Below are 16,454 nucleotides of genomic sequence, written 5' to 3'. Positions count from 1 at the left end.
CAACAAGCCCAAGAACGAGGACCTGAAGGAGACCACAGAGAAGCCGACACAGAATTAGCCCAGCTCAACTGCCTTGATCAAATTGACAGGTTCCGGGCCGGCACCATGGTGATCATCGATCGGCGGTTCATCGATCCCAACCCATTCGACGCCGAACAGAGTGACCCTGTGGCGCTGATCCCCGCTGACCTGACCTACCTGTCGGCGCGGACCGCTCGGTACCTCAGTCGGAGGGTTGCCGCGTCTGGAGCGGTGTCCGGCACGGTCCGCTGGCACACCTGGGGCCTTGACCTCGCAGCCAACGAGTGGCGTACTCGGCGGGCCGATGGCACCTGGTGGCAGCGGTGGCGTCCCGAGGACGATGTGTCACGGGCCGAGGTGGAGTCGCTGGGTGGGGTGCTCAGCTTGCGGGCTTCGTCGTCGTTGCTTCGCCGTTGGGCTGTCCACGTGGCCACGTTGGGTGACTACGTGTATGAGGGCATGTCCTACACCGAGTTGGAGGGTCCGAAGTGGGAACTCTGTCACAGCGCCGGTGAGGTGCAGACCTTCCTGGACTACCGCCAGCGGGCATCCGTCGCCAAGACCTCTCGTCGGGAGGTGCTGGCCACCGAGAACGTACTCGGAGGCCCGGCGGATCTTCAGCCCCTGGTGTGGAGCCGGAACGCCGCCGTCCGCAACCGTCGCCTCAGAGCTTCCGCGTGAAGCGCGGCAAACGTGCACACGAGTGAACTGCTCGTCACAGAGTGGGGCGTGCAGGGAGGCCAGGATGGGGTCTGCCCCGGTCATCGCTCGGTGATGGTCCGGTCCGATTCGCCCAGAATGTCGGTGCTGATTTGTGTAAACATGAAGGAAATACCTGCTCTCGGTAAAGCCTTGGTGCCAAGCGCGCCCTAATTAAGATGCCATCTCAGTCGAAGATGACAGCCGCCCACTGGAGAAGCAGTGTTTGGTAGGGCTTTCGCAGCCGTTCACAGCTTGGGCTGACCCTTGCGAGCCGGTGGCAGTTATGGCGCACTGTGTAATCGGTGATGAGTTTAGTTAGACATCTTTGTATCGGTTTGGGCTAACTTTTATGAAACCGAAACTGTGCATAAAAGCCGCTCGTTAGTGAAATGTGAAGAAGTTGCGCTGGCGCGGCGTCTTGATGTGGTGCTCTACCGGGGAAAACCAGACGAGGTTAAGGGAGTAGGGCCGACAGGAGGTGGAGTGCGCCCTGCTTGTCCAAGGGGTCGTTGCCGTTGCCGCATTTGGGGGATTGGATGCAGGAAGGGCAGCCGTGGTCGCATTCGCAGGAGGCGATGGCTTCGCGGGTGGCGGTGAGCCAGTCGGTCGCGCGGGCGTAGCCGCGTTCGGCGAAGCCCGCGCCGCCCTCGTGCCCGTCGTACACGAACACGGTGAGCAGGCCGGTGTCGGGGTGAAGTTCGGTGGAGACGCCGCCGATGTCCCAGCGGTCGCAGGTGGCGAACAGCGGCAGCAGGCCGATACTGGCGTGTTCGGCCGCGTGGGCCGCGCCGCCCAGGTCGAAGCCCGCCGCCGCGAGCCCGGCCACGGCGGAGGCGGGCAGCGTCCACCACACGGCGCGGGTGCGCAGGGTGCGCGGTGGCAGGTCGAGGGGCTCGTCGCCGAGGACCTCGCCGGTCTGTACGCGGCGCTTGAGGTACGACACGACCTGCCGCGTCACCTCCACCTCACCGAAGTGCAGGCCGGCCGCGCCGAGCCGCTGCGAGGTGGTGGTGGACAGCACGGAGATCTCGGTGACATCCCGGGCGAAGGTGGAGTAGTCGGGCTCCGAGCTGCCGACCAGGGCGACTCCGGCCTCCAGGTCGAGGAGTTCGACCAGGAACGTCTCGCCCTGGTGCAGGTACACGGCGCCGGTGTGGACGGTGGTATGCGCGGAGGACTCGTCCACGGTGCCGAGGAGGCGGCCCGTCGAGGACTCGACGACCTGGATGGGGGCGCCGCCGGAGCCGCGGATGTCGGCGAGGTCGGTGGCGCGGTCGCGGTTCGTCCAGAACCAGCCCGTCGCCCGCTGCCTGAGGAGGCCCTTCTCGACGAGGTCGTCGAGCACGCCGGGCGCGGTGTCGCCGAACACGGCCAGGTCGTCCTCGGTCAGCGGGATCTCGGCCGCGGCGGCGCACAGGTGGGGACCCACGACGTACGGGTTGTCGGGGTCGAGCACGATGGCCTCTATCGGCTGGCCGAAAAGGGCGTCGGGGTGGTGGACGAGGTAGGTGTCGAGAGGGTCGTCCTTCGCGATGAGTACGGCGAGCGCGTCCTGGCCCGCGCGCCCCGCCCGCCCGGCCTGCTGCCAGAGCGATGCCCGGGTGCCGGGCCAGCCCGCGATGAGCACCGCGTCGAGACCGGAGACGTCCACGCCCAGTTCCAGAGCGTTCGTGGTGGCCAGCCCGAGCAACTCCCCCGACCGCAGCGCCTTCTCCAGGATGCGCCGATCCTCCGCGAGGAACCCGGCCCGGTAGGCGGCGACCTTCCCGGGCAACTCGGCGGCCTCCGTGGCCGCATCGAGCGCTTCCGGGTGCTCTGGGCCGGAGGAGCCCGGCACGGCTGGCGCGACGAACCCCTGAGGGGAGGAGTCGACGTCTGACGCAGCGGTGTCTTCGGGGTGTGACGAAGGGGCGCGTCCGGTGGGTGTTGGTGTGATGTCCGAGGGGGAGGGCGAGAGCGTGTCCGGGGTGGGGAAGGGGCTGGTCGGGCCGAAGGAGGAGGCGAGGTCGGACAGTTTGGCGCGTGCCGACAGGGCGACCGTCTCGGCTCCGCGGCGTGAGCGGACGAACGCCAGCGTTCGTACGTCGGCCATCACCAGGTCCGCCAGCAGGTCCGCCGCCTCGGCCGTCGCCGTCCGCCGTACAGGAGCCCCTCCCTCGCCCCGGAGATCGGTCAGGGGCGGCTCCCACAGGGCGAAGGTGGTGGCACCCTTCGGTGACGCGTCAGTGGTCACCTCGGCCATCTCAAGCCCCGTCAGCCGCTTCCCGAACACCCCGGGCTCGCTGGCGGTGGCCGACGCGAGCACGAAGACCGGCTGGGAGCCGTACCGGGCGCAGATGCGGCGCAGGCGGCGCAGGATCTGGGCCACGTGCGACCCGAACACCCCGCGGTAGCCGTGGCACTCGTCCACGACCACCATGCTCAGCCGCCGGAAGTACGCCGACCACTGCGCGTGCCGCGGCAGCAGGGCCCGATGCACCATGTCCGGATTGGTGAGCACGTAGTTGGCGTGCCGCCGTACCCAGGCCCGCTCCTCGAAGGGGGTGTCGCCGTCGAAGCAGGCGGCCCTGAGCTGGCCGAGGCGCAGCTCCTTGAGGCCGCGGAGCTGGTCGGCGGCCAGCGCCTTGGTGGGCGTCAGGTAGAGGACGGTTCCTCCGGAGAAGACCGAGGTGATCGCGGGTGTGAGGTAGGCCAGGGACTTTCCGGACGCCGTACCTGTGGAAATGATCACGTTTAGGCCACGGTGCGCGAGCTCGGCCGCCTCGTACTGGTGAGGCCATAGTCCTGTTACGCCGTGGTTCGCCAAGCGCGTAACCAGCGAATCCGGCGTCCATGTGGGCCAGGCTGCTTGACCCGCCTGACGTGCTGGAACATGCTCCACATGGGTGACGCGCCCATGACGTGCGGGAACGCCGAGCAGGTGATGGAGGAGTGGACCGGCTCGTTGTGGGGAGGAAGCGGAGGAACTCACTGGTTTCCAGTCTGGCATCCCTGGGCAAAGTCGCCGGGAATCGTGATTTCGTATAGACACAAGCAAGACCCGTGGTTGAATGCCGCGCGTCGGGGTCGGACGGTCGGGAGCAACCTGCTCCAGACTGCCAGGCCCGCAAGGGTACTTTCGCAGGCGAGGCGCTGGAGGATCTGTGGATCTGAAGTTGGATCACCACCAGGACGATCGACTCACCATCGTTGAAGTCGAGGGTGAGATCGATGTCTACACCGCGCCCAGATTGCGTGAGCTCCTGATCGATCTGGTCAACAAGGGCAACTTCCACCTTCTCGTCAACATGGAGAAGGTCGACTTCCTGGACTCCACAGGTCTTGGTGTCCTGGTCGGTGGGCTCAAGCGGGTTCGCGCGCATGACGGGTCGCTGGAGCTGGTCTGCACTCAGGAGCGCATCCTGAAGATCTTCCGGATCACCGGACTCACCAAGGTCTTCGGGATCTACGCTTCGGTCGACGAGGCCAAGGAAGCTCACGGCCGAGACAAGTAGTCATGGCTACCGTTGAGCTGACGTTCAGCGCTCTGCCCGCGCACGTGCGCACCGCACGGCTGGTCGCCACGGCGATCGCCCGGCGCACGGGCGTGGAGGAGTCGTTGCTGGACGAGGTCAGGCTCGCAGTCGGTGAGGCCTGCTCCCGGGCGGTGGAGGCGCACCGCGCCCACTGCCCGGGGGAGCCCATCCGCATCGAGTTGCGAGACGACTCGGGCCGGTTCGAGGTCACGGTCAGCGACCTGGCCCCGAGCGATGAGATCAAACAGGAGCAGCCGCTCGACCTGGGCTCGCTCTCCGACTCCTTCATGTCCGGTTTCGGCATCGCGGTGATCGCGGGCCTGGCCGACGACGTCGAGGTCTTCCCCAGCCCCAAGGGCATGCGCATCCGGATGAGCTGGCCGGCGGCCACGAACGGACGCACGATCTAGTACGGCAAGCCGTGGCCGGGCCCACCCGGCCCACGGAGCCGCCCCCTGTCCAGGGAGACGCTCCTCAAGCGAGCGTGGCCGGCCGCCGCTACGCCATCCCTATTTTCGGGCCGACCTTTTCCCGTCCTTGTCACGGCCGTAAACAGCGGGAAATACTTCCTTGTCAGCGACAAATCAGCCCGTTGTCAGGGGATTACCAGACGCGGCCCTAAACGGGTACCCGCAGAGCCTTCATATCCGTGGAACCCGTGCGTAGACTCCCGGCACCGGCCAAGGTGATCCGGCAGAACGCCGACTCAACCGGAAGCGGCAGCCCATAACCCGGATGTCGCCGCACCGCCGCCGTACATCGCAGCGCCATCCGGGCAGGACGTACCCGTCTTGCCGAGGAGAACGGATGTCTACGCTTTTGCTGGCCGCTGAGCCAGCCTCAAATCTGGCGCTGAGCGGAAACAATCTCACCATCGTGGTCGTGGTCGCCGCCGTGGCGCTGATCGCACTGGCCGTCGCAGGCGGTCTGGTGCGCGAAGTGCTCGGAGCCGATCAGGGCACCGAACGCATGCAGAACATCGCGCGGGCCGTCCAGGAAGGAGCCGCCGCGTACCTTACGCGGCAGTTCAGGACGCTCGCCATCTTCGTCGTGCTCATCCCATTCCTCTTGCTGCTGCTACCGGGCGAGACCGATGTGCGTATCGGCCGCTCGGTCTTCTTCGTGGTCGGCGCGGGCTTCTCCGCCCTGACCGGATTCATGGGCATGTGGCTGGCGGTCCGCGGCAACGTCCGCGTCGCCGCCGCGGCCCGGGTGTCGGGCGAGAAGCGCGCCATGCGCATCGCGTTCCGCACCGGCGGTGTGGCCGGCATGTTCACCGTGGGCCTGGGCCTGCTCGGGGCTGCGGTCGTCGTGTTCATCTACCAGGGTGACGCGCCCGGCGTGCTGGAGGGCTTCGGCTTCGGCGCGGCGCTGCTGGCGATGTTCATGAGGGTCGGCGGCGGTATCTTCACCAAGGCCGCCGACGTCGGAGCCGACCTGGTCGGCAAGGTCGAGCAGGGCATCCCGGAGGACGACCCGCGCAACCCGGCGACGATCGCCGACAACGTGGGCGACAACGTCGGCGACTGCGCGGGCATGGCCGCCGACCTGTTCGAGTCCTACGCCGTCATGCTGGTGGCCAGCCTGATCCTGGGCAAGGTCGCCTTCGGCGAGCAGGGCCTGATCTTCCCGCTGATCGTGCCCATGATCGGCGTGATCACCGCGATCATCGGCATCTTCGTCACCCGTTCCCGCGACGGCGACCGCAACGCCATGAGCGCCATCAACCGGGGCTTCTTCATCTCGGCCGCCATCTCGGCGGTGCTGGTCGCGGCCGCCGCCTTCTGGTACCTGCCCAGTACCTTCAGCGGCCTGACCGGCGCGTCCGTGCAGTCCGACGCCGACCCGAGGCTCATCGCGATCGGCGCGGTCCTCATCGGCCTGGTGCTGGCCAGCGCCATCCAGGTGCTCACCGGCTACTTCACCGAGACCAACCGGCGCCCGGTCAAGGAGATCGGCGAGAGCTCGCTGACCGGCCCGGCGACCGTCATCCTGGCGGGTATCAGCGTCGGCCTGGAGTCGGCCGTCTACTCGGCGCTGATCATCGGCGGCGCGGTCTACGGCGCCTTCCTGCTCGGCTTCGGCAACGTGACGATTGCGCTGTTCGCCGTCGCGCTGGCCGGCACCGGCCTGCTGACCACGGTCGGCGTCATCGTCTCGATGGACACCTTCGGCCCGGTCTCCGACAACGCGCAGGGCATCGCGGAGATGTCCGGCGACGTCGAGGGCGAGGGCGCGCGGGTGCTGACCAGCCTGGACGCGGTCGGCAACACCACCAAGGCGATCACCAAGGGCATCGCGATCGCCACGGCGGTGCTCGCCGCGACGGCGCTGTTCGGCGCGTTCCGAACAGCGGTGGAGGCCGAGCTCACCGGGGCGAGTGCGGCGGTGAAGCAGGCGCTGGGCTCGTTCCAGAACTTCAGCCTCGGCATCGACGCGCCCAACGTGCTCGTCGGCCTGATCATCGGCGCCTCGGTGGTGTTCCTGTTCTCCGGTCTGGCGATCAGCGCGGTCGGCAGGGCGGCGATGCGGGTGGTCTTCGAGGTACGCGACCAGTTCCGCAACAACCCGGGCATCATGGACGGCACCCAGAAGCCCGAGTACGGCCGCGTCGTCGACATCTGCACCCGCGACTCGCTGCGCGAACTGGCCACGCCCGGCCTGCTCGCGGTCCTGACACCGATCGCGGTCGGTTTCGCGCTCGGCTACGCGCCGCTCGGCGCGTTCCTGGCCGGCGCGATCGCCTGCGGCACGCTGATGGCGGTGTTCCTGTCCAACTCCGGCGGCGCGTGGGACAACGCCAAGAAGCTGGTCGAGGACGGCCACCACGGCGGCAAGGGCTCGGCCGCGCACGAGGCCACCATCATCGGTGACACCGTGGGCGACCCGTTCAAGGACACCGCCGGCCCGGCCATCAACCCGCTGATCAAGGTGATGAACCTGGTCGCGCTGCTGGTCGCGCCCGCGGTCGTCACCTACGCGGCCGATCCCGCGGTGCGCATCGGCGTCACCGTGGTCGCGGTGGGCATCGTCGTCGCCGCGATCGTGGTCTCCAAGCGCCGGCACGTCAGCATCTCGCCGAGTGGCAACAACAACAACGAGAGGAAGCCGGAGCAGGTCGCGTCCTGACCCGGAACCCAGTGTGGGGCCCGCACACGGCGTGCGGGCCCCACGCCTGTTTCACCGACCTTGGGTGCCTGGTGGGACACTGAAGGGCATGGAAGAGCAACGGCCCACCGGCGGCAAGACGTTGGCGTTCATCCTGCTCGGGATGCTGGTGATCCTCGCGGTGATCGCCGGATTGTCCATCTGGGCCTCGAACGGGAGCTGACCGAGTGCGTACGCTGATCATCCTGCGGCACGCCAAGGCGGCCCAGATCCCCGGCCTCGACGACCGTGAGCGCCCGCTCACCCACCGCGGCGAACGCGACGCCGAGCGCGCGGGCGCCGAGATCAGGTCCCTCGGGCTGGAGCCCGGCCTGGTGCTCTGCTCGCCCGCCGTACGCACCAGGCGCACGGCCGAACTCGCCTTCCCCGCCGCCGACGTCTCCTTCGAGCGCGACATCTACGAGGCCTACCCGGAAGAGCTGTACAGCCTGGTCCGCCGTTCGGACCCGGAGGCGGCGACGATCGTCCTGTGCGGCCATAACCCCGGCGTGCACGAGATGGCCCTCAGCCTGGCGGGCGGCGAGTACACCTTCAGGCCGGGCTCGTTCGCGGTGATCGAGACCGCCGCCGCGTGGGTAGACCTGTGGCCAGGGGAGGGACGCCTGGTCACGCGCTGGGATCCCAAGGAGCACCAGGAGTAGCACCCGGCCGGGGGAGCCGATGCGAGGAGCGGCTGACGCGTTGCGCACCGGCTTCTCGCTGCCCGCCCGGCCGCCGTGGGGCTACGGCGTCCTCTGCGGTACGGCGGTCGCCGCCCCCCTGCTGGCCGGGGCCCTCGCCGGAGACCTGAGAACCGGCGGCCTGGTCGCCCTCGGCACCTACCTCACCGCCTTCGGCGACACCTACGGCCAGCCGTACGGCACGCGCGCCCGGAATCTGTTCGGCCAGGTCGTCCTCATCATGCTGGGGTTCTGGCTCGGGTCGCTGGTCGGGCCGTACCCGTGGGTGGCGGTGGTGTGCATCGGCCTGGTGGCCTGTGCGGCGGGGCACTGGGAGGCGGTCGGCATGTCGCCCGTGCTGGCCACCGTCATCGGGTTCTACGACCATCTGCCGCCCTCCTGGGGGCCGTCGGCGCTGCTGGGGCTGGGCGGGCTGCTGTTCTGCGCGTTCGCGCTGGCGCTGTGGCCGGTGCGCCGCCTCGACCCGCTCAGGCAGGCGCTGCGGGAGGCGGCGGAGGCGCTGGCGGACATGCTGGACGGCCTCGACCTGCCGGAGGAGGACTGGGTCGAGGCGCGGGAGCGCGCGTCGGAGGCGCTGGAGGAAGCGGGCACGGCGGCGGCTCCCTTCCACAACGCCGACGACGAGCGCTCGCCGGACCGCTACGTGGCCGCGCTCACCCGCGTCTTCCACGAGAGCGTCGCCCTGCGCACGCTGCGCGCCCAGGCGCTGGAGGCGAGGCCCACGGTGCCGCGCCTGGACGAGGCCGTGGCCGCGCTGTCCGAGGCGCTGCGCGAGGAGGATCCCGAGGCGCTGCGGGAGGCGATCGCGGCCGCGGGGGAGTTCGCCGAGTACGCCGCGAACGTGAGGGTGGGCGGGGAGACCGATCCCGAGGAGCTGCGGTACGCGGCGCTGCTCGGCCAGGTGCGCAGGTGCGTGGACCGGATCGCGGTCGCCGTGCGCGCCAGCGGGGTGGCCGAGCGGGTGCGGGCGGCGCCGAGGCTGCCGCGCCTGTCCTGGCAGATCCCGGTCATCACCCGGCCGCCGAGGCACGCGGGCCGACTGGGGCTGGCGACGGCACTGGCGATGGCGCTGGCGGTGACGATCCGCGAGCCGTACGCCATCTGGTTCGTGTTCACCGTGCTGGTGGGGCTGCAGTCGACGTACGGCGACACCGTGGACCGGGTGGTGCTGCGGGTGGCCGGGACGGTGGTCGGTACGGCCGTGGCGGCGCTGATCCTGGCCGTGGTGCCGGGGCCGCTCACCGTCGTGCTCATCGTGTGGACCTTCGCGACGATCGGGTTCGCGCTGCGGGAGGTCAGCTACGCCTACTGGTCGGTGGTGGCCACGCCGCTGGCGCTGATGCTCACCGACTTCTCCACCCGTATCGACTGGCATGCCGCCGGGGTCAGGCTGCTGCTGACGGCCGCGGGCGGAGTGGCGGCGCTGCTGGCGGCCCGGCTGCTGTGGCCGCGCGGCGAGGCGGGCCGGATCAACGGCCGGGTGGTGGACCTGTTGCGTACCCACGGAAGGCTGGTGCGCACGCTGGCCGAGCGGGACCTCGACGAGCTGGCCGACCACATCGAGGAGGCGGGGCGGACCGCCGACCGGCTGACCGAGTCCCTGGACCGGCTGGAGAAGGAGCCGGGCGGCAGGGCGCCCGCAGAGCTCAGGCACGCGGTCGACGAGGCCCGCAAGGTACGCGACGACGTGATGCTGCTGTCGGCGGTCATCCGTGGCGGCGACACCGGCTGGGACGCGACGGCCGCGATCCTCGACATGGTGGCCGACCGGCTGGAGACGGTGGCCGAGGCGGTGAAGAAGGGCAGCCGGGCGCCGGAGGGCGACGAACTGGACTGGGCGCTGGCCGCGCTGGCCTCCCGGGTCGACACGCTGATGGAGGAGGCGGCGATCAGGGAGGACACCGCGGTCAGGAGGGAGCTGCGGCACACGGTGGCCGCCCACCCGGCCCTGCGCGCAATCTGCGCCGACGCCCTGCGCCTGGGCGAGCGGGTCGCCTGACGGGGGCGGGTCTCCGATAACGCGGACCTGGAGGAGGACTACCCGTTCCTGTGGCGGGGCTAGAGCAGGTCTTCGGCGTCGGCTGCCTCGACCTCGTCGCGGGAGATGCCCAGCAGGTAGAGGATCGAGTCGAGGTAGGGCGTGGTGACGGCGGTGTGGGCGGCTTTGCGGACCACGGGCTTGGCGTTGAACGCGATGCCGAGCCCGGCGATGGCGAGCATGTCCAGGTCGTTGGCGCCGTCGCCGATCGCCACCGTCTGGCTGATCGGCACCTGCGCCTCGCGGGCGAAGCGCTCCAGCGCCCGGGCCTTGCCCGGCCGGTCGACGATCTCGCCGACGACCCGGCCGGTGAGCCTGCCGTCGACGACCTCCAGCACGTTGGCGGCGGAGTAGTCGATGCCGAGATCCTTCACCAGGTCGTCGGTGATCTGGGTGAAGCCGCCGCTGACGATCGCGAAGCGGTAGTCGAGCCGCTTCAGCGTACGGACGAGGGTGCGGGCGCCCGGGGTGAGCACGACCTCCGTGCGTACCTTCGCGAAGACGTCCTCGGACAGTCCTTCGAGTAGCGCCACCCGGCGGCGCAGCGACTCGGCGAAGTCGAGTTCGCCGCGCATCGCCTCCTCGGTGACCCTGGCCACCTCGTCGAGACAGCCGGCGTGCGCCGCGAGCAGTTCGATGACCTCGGCCTGGATCAGCGTCGAGTCGACGTCCATGACGATCAGCCGCTTGGCCCGCCGGGACAGGCCGGTGCGCTGGACCGCCACGTCGACCTGCTGGACGGCGGCCTCGGCGGCCAGCTCGCCCCTGAGCATGGCGGGGTCGGCGCCCGAGACGGACAGCTCGATGCAGGTCACCGGCCACTGCGCGAGGCGTTCGATGCGGTCGATGTTGGCGCCCGCGGCGGCGATCCGCCCGGCGATGCCCGCCATGGCGGCAGGCTGCAGCGGCGCGCCGAGCACGCTCACCGACAGGCGCCCGCGCCGGCGGGCCTCCTTGGTCTGGGAACCGGTGGACAGTTCGAGCTCAAGGCCGAGATCTTCGGCCACGCGCTCCATGGCGGACCACAGGGCGCCGAGGGTGCCGCCGGTGCCGGTCGACGGCCCGCCGGCGTAGGTGACGAGTACGCCGAGAGTGAGGCGGCCGCGGATGACGACCTGCTCGATGTCGCTCACGATCACGGGGAAGCTCGACAGGACGGAGAAGAGCCGGGAGGTGACCCCTGGTCGGTCGGGGCCGTTCAGAGTGATCAGGAGAGTGCGCTGGTCCACATTGTCCAAGCTACTGTGCACGCTCTCGTGCTCGGCATGAGGGTTCAGCATTCGGACGGGCGCCCACGTGGCGCGGGCGCCCGTCACGGCGGAGCTAGCGCACGATCTTGGTCTTGACCAGCTTGGCGTACGCCTTGGCGGGCACGCCGATGCGGTCGAGCTCTTCCTTGCTCATGTTCTCCATGCCCTGCTGGACGTCGTAGGACACGACGCCGAGCACGGCCGACTGGGTGCCCTTGGCGGTCTTCTTGACCTTGGCGGCGAAGGACACGGCGACGTACTCGTCCTTCTTCACCGTGGCGGGGATCACACAGAACAGCGAGCGGCCGTCAAGGAGGCACTCGGTGCCCGCCACGCTGCTGCGGTAGGAGATCTTCCTCAGGTCGACGCCCTTGGGGAATTCCCCGCCGACGAACCAGGTGCCCGCGGTGGCCTCGTAGGGGCCTTCGTTGGTGGCGACGACCGAGTAGTTGATCGTGCCGCCGCGCTTGACCTTCTTGGTCGCCTTCAGGCTGATGTCGAAGACGGAGAACGGGTCGGCCGCCTTGACCGCGGCGGGCTTGGCGGCGACGGGCGCCGCGACGGCCGGAGCCGACAGGAACATGGCGCCCGAGAGAGGGGCGACGAGCGCAAAGGTGGCGATCTTCGCCAGGGGGTGGCGCATCAAACGTCTCCGATGAGGAAGAAGGGACGGGAGCGCACGCGATTTGGGCCCCCGTTTAAATACGGCTGTTTCCTATCATGAACTCCATAAAGGATCTACCATTTATTGCCGAAGAGCAGGTGCGTGTCGCCGAACTCGTGCCAGAGATATCCCTCACACAACGCTTCGTCATAGGACCGGCAAAGCACCTCCTCGCCGGTGAAGGCGGTCAGCATCCGCAGGTGACTCGACCGGGGTTCGTGCAGGCCGGTGAGCAGCGCGTGCACGGCGCGCACGCCCGTCTCCGGGGTCACCAGATGCGAGGTCCAGCCCTCAGCCGGGCGAAGACGGCCCTGCGGGTCCACGGCGCTCTCCAGGGCGCGCACCACGGTGGTGCCCACCGCGACGACCCGGCCGCCGTCCTCGCGGGTCCGATTCACCAGCGTGGCCGTCGGCTCGGGCACCTCGAACCGTTCGGCGTACGGCGGTTCGTCCTTCTCCGGTGAGGCGACGCCGGTGTGCAGGGTGATCGGCGCGACCCGCACCCCCCTGGAGACCAGCGCGGTGACCAGCTCGGCGGTGAACGGGCGGCCCGCGCTCGGCATCTCGGCGCTGCCAGGCACGGTGGCGAACACGGTCTGGTAGTCGGCGAGCGGCCACTCCGCCTCGACATAGGAGTAGCGGATCGGCTTGCCGCGCTCGTGCAGGTAGGAGTGGACGGGACGGTCGAGTGAGGCGCGCCAGAGGCGTGGCGTCTCGCGGGCGATCAGCCGCAGCGTCGCGCGGCCGGGCAGCGGCAGCCACTCGCCCGCCGCGCCGCCCGGGTACGGCTCGGTGCCGCCGGAGGTATGGCGGCGCAGCTCGACCAGCCACGTGCCGTCCTCGCGCGCGGTGGAGAAGTGCACCGCCAGCCGGTCCAGCTCGACCGCGGCGGGCAGGGTGGCCGAGTTGTTCACCACGACGAGATCGCCGGGGGCGAGCAGCTCGGGCAGGTCGCGGAAGCGATGGTGACCGATCCGCCCGCCGGAGTCCGTCACCATCAGCCGTACGGCGTCGCGGGCCAGCCCCCTCGCCTCCGGCGGCTCGTGCGCCGACAGGGCCGGGGGGAGGGCGAAGTCGATCGTCATTGGGCGCTCACCCTTCCGGACGCCGGCCTGGCCTTGACCAGGTCGCCGATCACGGCCGCCACGATGGCCGGGTCGCTCGCCGCCGCGGCCTCATCGGCGCCGACGGCGTCGGCGAGCATGCGGGTGTTCATCTCGCCCGGGTCCACCCACCAGACCGCGACGTCGCGCTCCTCGGCGGCCAGCACGTTGGAGAGCTGGTCGAGGGCGGCCTTGGTCGCGCCGTACCCGCCCCAGCCCTGGTAGGCGCCGAGGGCGGCGTCGGAGGTGATGTTCACGATGGCGCCGCGCCGGCGGCGCAACGCGGGCAGGGTGGCCTGGACGAGGGCCAGCGGCGCGGTCACGTTCGTCTCGACGAGCGCCCTGAAGGTGTCCAGCGGGTAGTCGGCCAGCGGCGGCAGCGGCGTCGCGCCGAGCCCGGAGGCGTTGTTGACCAGCAGGTCGAGGTCCGGCACGGCGGCGGCGAGCGCGGCCCGGTGCGCGGGGTCGGTCACGTCGCCGGGGATCGCGGTGGCGCCCAGCTCGCCGGCCACCCGGGCCAGTTCCTCGGTGCCGCGCGCGGTGAGCACGAGGGTCCAGCCCGCATCCGCCAGCGCCCTGGCGAGGGCGAGGCCGAGACCACGGGAGGCGCCGGTGATGAGTGCGGTGTTCGTCATGACCCGACGGTAGGAGTGCGGGCGCGGCCGTACATCGGGCTCAGGTCCCTGCCGCGGCTCGGCACTTGGACCTAGGACCGTAGTCTGGCTCCGTGAGCCGGGACCCCGAGGACAGGGACGCGATACTGCACGCGGTGAGCTCCGCGGTGCTCGCGGTCACCCGGCACCTGTCGGTGCGCGAGGTGCTCCAGGTCATCGTGCGCTCGGCGCAGCGGCTGCTCGACGCCAGGTACGCCGCGCTCGGCGTGCCGGACGACGACGGCTCGTTCGCGGAGTTCGTCGCCGAGGGGATCACCGACAGGCAGTGGGACGCGATCGGGCCGCTGCCCCGTCAGCATGGCATGCTCGGCGCGATGCTCCGCGAGGGGGTCCCGGTCCGCCTGCCCGACCTGCGCGAGGACCCGCGGTTCGAGTGGTGGCCCAAGGCGCACCCGGTGATGAAGGACTTCCTGGGCGTGCCGATCCTCGACGGCGACCAGGTGCTCGGCATCATCTTCCTGGCCAACAAGCGCACCCCCGGCGGTTTCACGGCGGCGGACCAGGACCTGCTCACGCTGTTCGCCGCGCACGCCGCGATCGCGCTGATCAACGCCAGGCTCTACGAGAGCGGGCGCGAGCTGGCGATGGTCGAGGAGCGCAACCGGGTCTCCCGTGACCTGCACGACGCGGTCACCCAGAAGCTGTTCTCGCTCAGGCTCACCGCCCAGGCCGCCGCCGCGCTGGTGCACAGGGCTCCCGAGCGGGCCGTCGCCGAACTGGACACGGTGCAGCGGCTGGCCGGGGAGGCGCTGGCCGAGCTGCGCGCGGTCATCGTGGAGCTGCGCCCCGCCGAACTGGACCGGCACGGGCTGGCCGAGACGCTGGGCAGGCAGGTGCGCCTGCTCGACCGGCTGCACCCCGCCGCCGTCACCTTCGAGGCCGACACGCTGCCGGACCTGCGCAGCGAGGTGGAGGTCGCGGTGCTGCGGGTGGCCCAGGAGGCGGTGCACAACGCGCTCCGCCACGCGCGGGCCGACCTGGTCGTGGTACGGCTCGCCCGCGAGGGCGGCAGGGTGGTGCTGACGGTCAGCGACGACGGCACGGGGTTCGACGAGCTGGCCGGGCGCGGTCTCGGCCTGGTGTCGATGAAGGAGCGGGCGGAGTCGGTCGGCGGTGGCGTCACGGTGACCTCCGCGCGCGACGAGGGGACGACCGTGCGCATGGAGGTGGGCGTGTGATCCGGGTGCTGATCGCCGATGACCATCCGGTGGTGAGGCAGGGCCTGCGGACCTTCCTCGACCTCCAGGAGGACATCACGGTCGTCGGCGAGGCGGCCGACGGGGACGAGGCGGTGCGGCTGGTCGAGGAGCTCAAGCCCGACGTGCTGCTGCTCGACCTGAAGATGCCGGTCCTCGACGGGCTGGGCACGCTGGGGCGGCTGTCGGGCTCGCCGACCAGGGCGCTGGTGCTCACCTCGGTGAGCGACCGCGGTGACGTGGGGCCCGCGATGCGGGCGGGCGCGTCGGGGTTCCTGTACAAGGACGTCGATCCGCAGGCGCTGGTGCAGGCGGTGCGTTCCGTCCACGGCGGGCAGGTGCTGCTCGCGCCGGAGGCGGCGGAGGCGATGCTGGCCGCCGATCCGGCGCCCTCGCCGGTGCCGCTCACCGAGCGGGAGCGGGAGGTGCTGAAGCTGATCGCCGCCGGACACTCCAACCGGGAGATCGCCCGCCGGCTCACGGTGGCCGAGAAGACCGTGAAGACGCACGTGTCGAACGTGCTGATGAAACTCGGCGTGCAGGACAGGACCCAGGCCGCGCTCTACGCGGTACGGCACGACCTGGCCTGAGACCGCGGGGCCGCCCCGGTGAGAGCGGCCCCGGTAGATCAGGTGTCCTTCTTCTCGTTCCGCTCCACGTGGGAGTTGTTCGCGGGCGGCGTCCACTGCGGGGGCGGGGGAGGCGGCGTGTAACCGCTGCCGCCGCCGCTCTTGCGCTTGCGCTGAGGCCAGACGATCTTCGTCTTGGTGGGCTTCATGAACAGGTGGCCCTTGAGGCCGCCGATCCTGGCCAGCTCTTCCTGGTCGATGTTCTCGGCGCCGGTGGGCAGGTCGTAGGCGATCACGCCGACCCGGCCCTTGGCGATGCCCTTGGTGTTCGACTTCAGCGTGAGCTGGAACTTCAGCCAGGTGGTGCCGCCGACGGGCACCTGGTACTTCGGCACGCACAGGAAGATCTGCCCCTGCCACACGCACTGGGTCCCCTTGGGGCCGCCCCAGCGGAGCGTGGGCTTGACGCCCTTGGGCAACTGGCCGCCGACGCCGAAGTAGTCGGCCGCGTACGGGCCGAGGTTCTTGGCCTTGATGTAGTAAGTGATCTTGCCCGCGCGCTTGGTGGACTTGTCGTACCGCACACTCACCTTGAAGCGAGAGAACGGATCCTTCCGCACCACCGCGGCAGGGACGACCTGCGTGACGGGCGCGGGGGCCGACAGGACGGCCGCTTCGGCCGGCGAGGCGGTCGCCAGTGGACTGAGTGGGACGAGAGGCGCGATCAGGCCGAAGCCCAAGAGCGCGCCGAGTGGTCTGCGCATGCGGTGCTCCCCGTACGGTTCTGGAAATCCACGATTGTCTCGACGATTATTGCTTAGGGTAAATACTTCGCGAAGAGTGATGATCTTTCGTGATATGTGATGGCTTGCGG

The 16,454-nt window shown here is 70.0% G+C and carries 14 protein-coding genes; 8 read left to right on the top strand and 6 right to left on the bottom strand.

Features of this window, described 5'->3' with window-relative positions; translation table 11 throughout:
* On the top strand, nucleotides 1-702 hold a 702-nt coding region (locus ABZ911_RS31520), incomplete at its 5' end, for a hypothetical protein (RefSeq protein WP_358064052.1).
* A 475-nt stretch (nucleotides 703-1,177) separates the two neighbouring features.
* Here ABZ911_RS31520 and ABZ911_RS31515 read toward each other — a convergent pair.
* Nucleotides 1,178-3,712, bottom strand: a complete 2,535-nt coding sequence (locus tag ABZ911_RS31515; RefSeq protein ID WP_358064049.1) for a DEAD/DEAH box helicase — start codon at nucleotides 3,710-3,712, stop codon at nucleotides 1,178-1,180.
* A 154-nt stretch (nucleotides 3,713-3,866) separates the two neighbouring features.
* On the opposite strand from ABZ911_RS31515, the gene ABZ911_RS31510 reads away from it, so the two are divergent.
* The 5 genes from ABZ911_RS31510 to ABZ911_RS31490 all read left to right on the top strand — a co-directional run bounded on the left by ABZ911_RS31510 (nucleotide 3,867) and on the right by ABZ911_RS31490 (nucleotide 10,085).
* Complete coding sequence (locus tag ABZ911_RS31510) at nucleotides 3,867-4,217, top strand: STAS domain-containing protein (RefSeq protein ID WP_084955907.1); 351 nt, start codon at nucleotides 3,867-3,869, stop codon at nucleotides 4,215-4,217.
* 2 nt (nucleotides 4,218-4,219) lie between these two features.
* Nucleotides 4,220-4,648 carry an ATP-binding protein gene (locus tag ABZ911_RS31505; protein ID WP_358064046.1) on the top strand — a complete coding sequence of 143 codons (429 nt, stop codon included), beginning with the start codon at nucleotides 4,220-4,222 and terminating at the stop codon, nucleotides 4,646-4,648.
* Between the two features lie 397 nt (nucleotides 4,649-5,045).
* On the top strand, nucleotides 5,046-7,367 hold the full coding sequence (locus tag ABZ911_RS31500; protein WP_358064043.1) for a sodium-translocating pyrophosphatase: 2,322 nt from the start codon (nucleotides 5,046-5,048) through the stop codon (nucleotides 7,365-7,367).
* Nucleotides 7,368-7,573: 206 nt separating this feature from the next.
* Nucleotides 7,574-8,047 carry a histidine phosphatase family protein gene (locus ABZ911_RS31495; protein ID WP_358064040.1) on the top strand — a complete coding sequence of 158 codons (474 nt, stop codon included), beginning with the start codon at nucleotides 7,574-7,576 and terminating at the stop codon, nucleotides 8,045-8,047.
* 19 nt (nucleotides 8,048-8,066) lie between these two features.
* Complete coding sequence (locus ABZ911_RS31490; protein ID WP_358064037.1) at nucleotides 8,067-10,085, top strand: FUSC family protein; 2,019 nt, start codon at nucleotides 8,067-8,069, stop codon at nucleotides 10,083-10,085.
* Nucleotides 10,086-10,144: 59 nt separating this feature from the next.
* On the opposite strand, the gene serB is transcribed toward ABZ911_RS31490, so the two are convergent.
* The 4 genes from serB to ABZ911_RS31470 form a co-directional block, all read right to left on the bottom strand.
* Nucleotides 10,145-11,353: a phosphoserine phosphatase SerB gene (gene serB / locus ABZ911_RS31485; RefSeq protein ID WP_358064034.1), complete on the bottom strand. Its 1,209-nt coding sequence runs from the start codon at nucleotides 11,351-11,353 to the stop codon at nucleotides 10,145-10,147.
* A 94-nt stretch (nucleotides 11,354-11,447) separates the two neighbouring features.
* Complete coding sequence (locus ABZ911_RS31480) at nucleotides 11,448-12,017, bottom strand: hypothetical protein (RefSeq protein WP_358064031.1); 570 nt, start codon at nucleotides 12,015-12,017, stop codon at nucleotides 11,448-11,450.
* A 95-nt stretch (nucleotides 12,018-12,112) separates the two neighbouring features.
* The gene (locus ABZ911_RS31475) at nucleotides 12,113-13,123 is read right to left on the bottom strand and encodes an S-adenosylmethionine:tRNA ribosyltransferase-isomerase (protein ID WP_358064028.1); all 1,011 of its coding nucleotides are present in this window, start codon (nucleotides 13,121-13,123) and stop codon (nucleotides 12,113-12,115) included.
* The gene (locus ABZ911_RS31470; protein WP_358064025.1) at nucleotides 13,120-13,776 is read right to left on the bottom strand and encodes an SDR family NAD(P)-dependent oxidoreductase; all 657 of its coding nucleotides are present in this window, start codon (nucleotides 13,774-13,776) and stop codon (nucleotides 13,120-13,122) included. The genes ABZ911_RS31475 and ABZ911_RS31470 overlap by 4 nt, the downstream gene beginning before the upstream one ends.
* 92 nt (nucleotides 13,777-13,868) lie before the next feature.
* Between ABZ911_RS31470 and ABZ911_RS31465 the strand changes: the two genes are divergently transcribed.
* Together ABZ911_RS31465 and ABZ911_RS31460 are read left to right on the top strand one after the other, a co-directional pair.
* Nucleotides 13,869-14,993: a GAF domain-containing sensor histidine kinase gene (locus tag ABZ911_RS31465; RefSeq protein WP_358064022.1), complete on the top strand. Its 1,125-nt coding sequence runs from the start codon at nucleotides 13,869-13,871 to the stop codon at nucleotides 14,991-14,993.
* On the top strand, nucleotides 14,990-15,601 hold the full coding sequence (locus ABZ911_RS31460) for a response regulator transcription factor (protein ID WP_358064019.1): 612 nt from the start codon (nucleotides 14,990-14,992) through the stop codon (nucleotides 15,599-15,601). The genes ABZ911_RS31465 and ABZ911_RS31460 overlap by 4 nt, the downstream gene beginning before the upstream one ends.
* 38 nt (nucleotides 15,602-15,639) lie before the next feature.
* Here the strand turns inward: ABZ911_RS31460 and ABZ911_RS31455 are convergent, their stop codons facing one another.
* Nucleotides 15,640-16,344, bottom strand: a complete 705-nt coding sequence (locus tag ABZ911_RS31455) for a hypothetical protein (RefSeq protein ID WP_358064017.1) — start codon at nucleotides 16,342-16,344, stop codon at nucleotides 15,640-15,642.
* Between the last annotated feature and the right edge of the window lie 110 nt (nucleotides 16,345-16,454).

Origin of the sequence: Nonomuraea sp. NPDC046570 (assembly GCF_040645915.1) — a bacterium.
Classification (GTDB): Bacteria; Actinomycetota; Actinomycetes; order Streptosporangiales; family Streptosporangiaceae; genus Nonomuraea.
The sequence above is the reverse complement of the archived record's forward strand: the minus strand, read 5'-3'. Positions and strand labels throughout refer to the sequence as shown.

Bases quoted from the DNA above. Each gene is read 5' to 3' on its own strand.
- ABZ911_RS31515 (WP_358064049.1), bottom strand. From the start codon at position 3,712: ATGCCAGACTGGAAACCAGTGAGTTCCTCCGCTTCCTCCCCACAACGA.
- ABZ911_RS31505 (WP_358064046.1), top strand. From the start codon at position 4,220: ATGGCTACCGTTGAGCTGACGTTCAGCGCTCTGCCCGCGCACGTGCGC.
- ABZ911_RS31500 (WP_358064043.1), top strand. From the start codon at position 5,046: ATGTCTACGCTTTTGCTGGCCGCTGAGCCAGCCTCAAATCTGGCGCTG.
- ABZ911_RS31490 (WP_358064037.1), top strand. From the start codon at position 8,067: ATGCGAGGAGCGGCTGACGCGTTGCGCACCGGCTTCTCGCTGCCCGCC.
- ABZ911_RS31480 (WP_358064031.1), bottom strand. From the start codon at position 12,017: ATGCGCCACCCCCTGGCGAAGATCGCCACCTTTGCGCTCGTCGCCCCT.
- ABZ911_RS31475 (WP_358064028.1), bottom strand. From the start codon at position 13,123: ATGACGATCGACTTCGCCCTCCCCCCGGCCCTGTCGGCGCACGAGCCG.
- ABZ911_RS31470 (WP_358064025.1), bottom strand. From the start codon at position 13,776: ATGACGAACACCGCACTCATCACCGGCGCCTCCCGTGGTCTCGGCCTC.
- ABZ911_RS31455 (WP_358064017.1), bottom strand. From the start codon at position 16,344: ATGCGCAGACCACTCGGCGCGCTCTTGGGCTTCGGCCTGATCGCGCCT.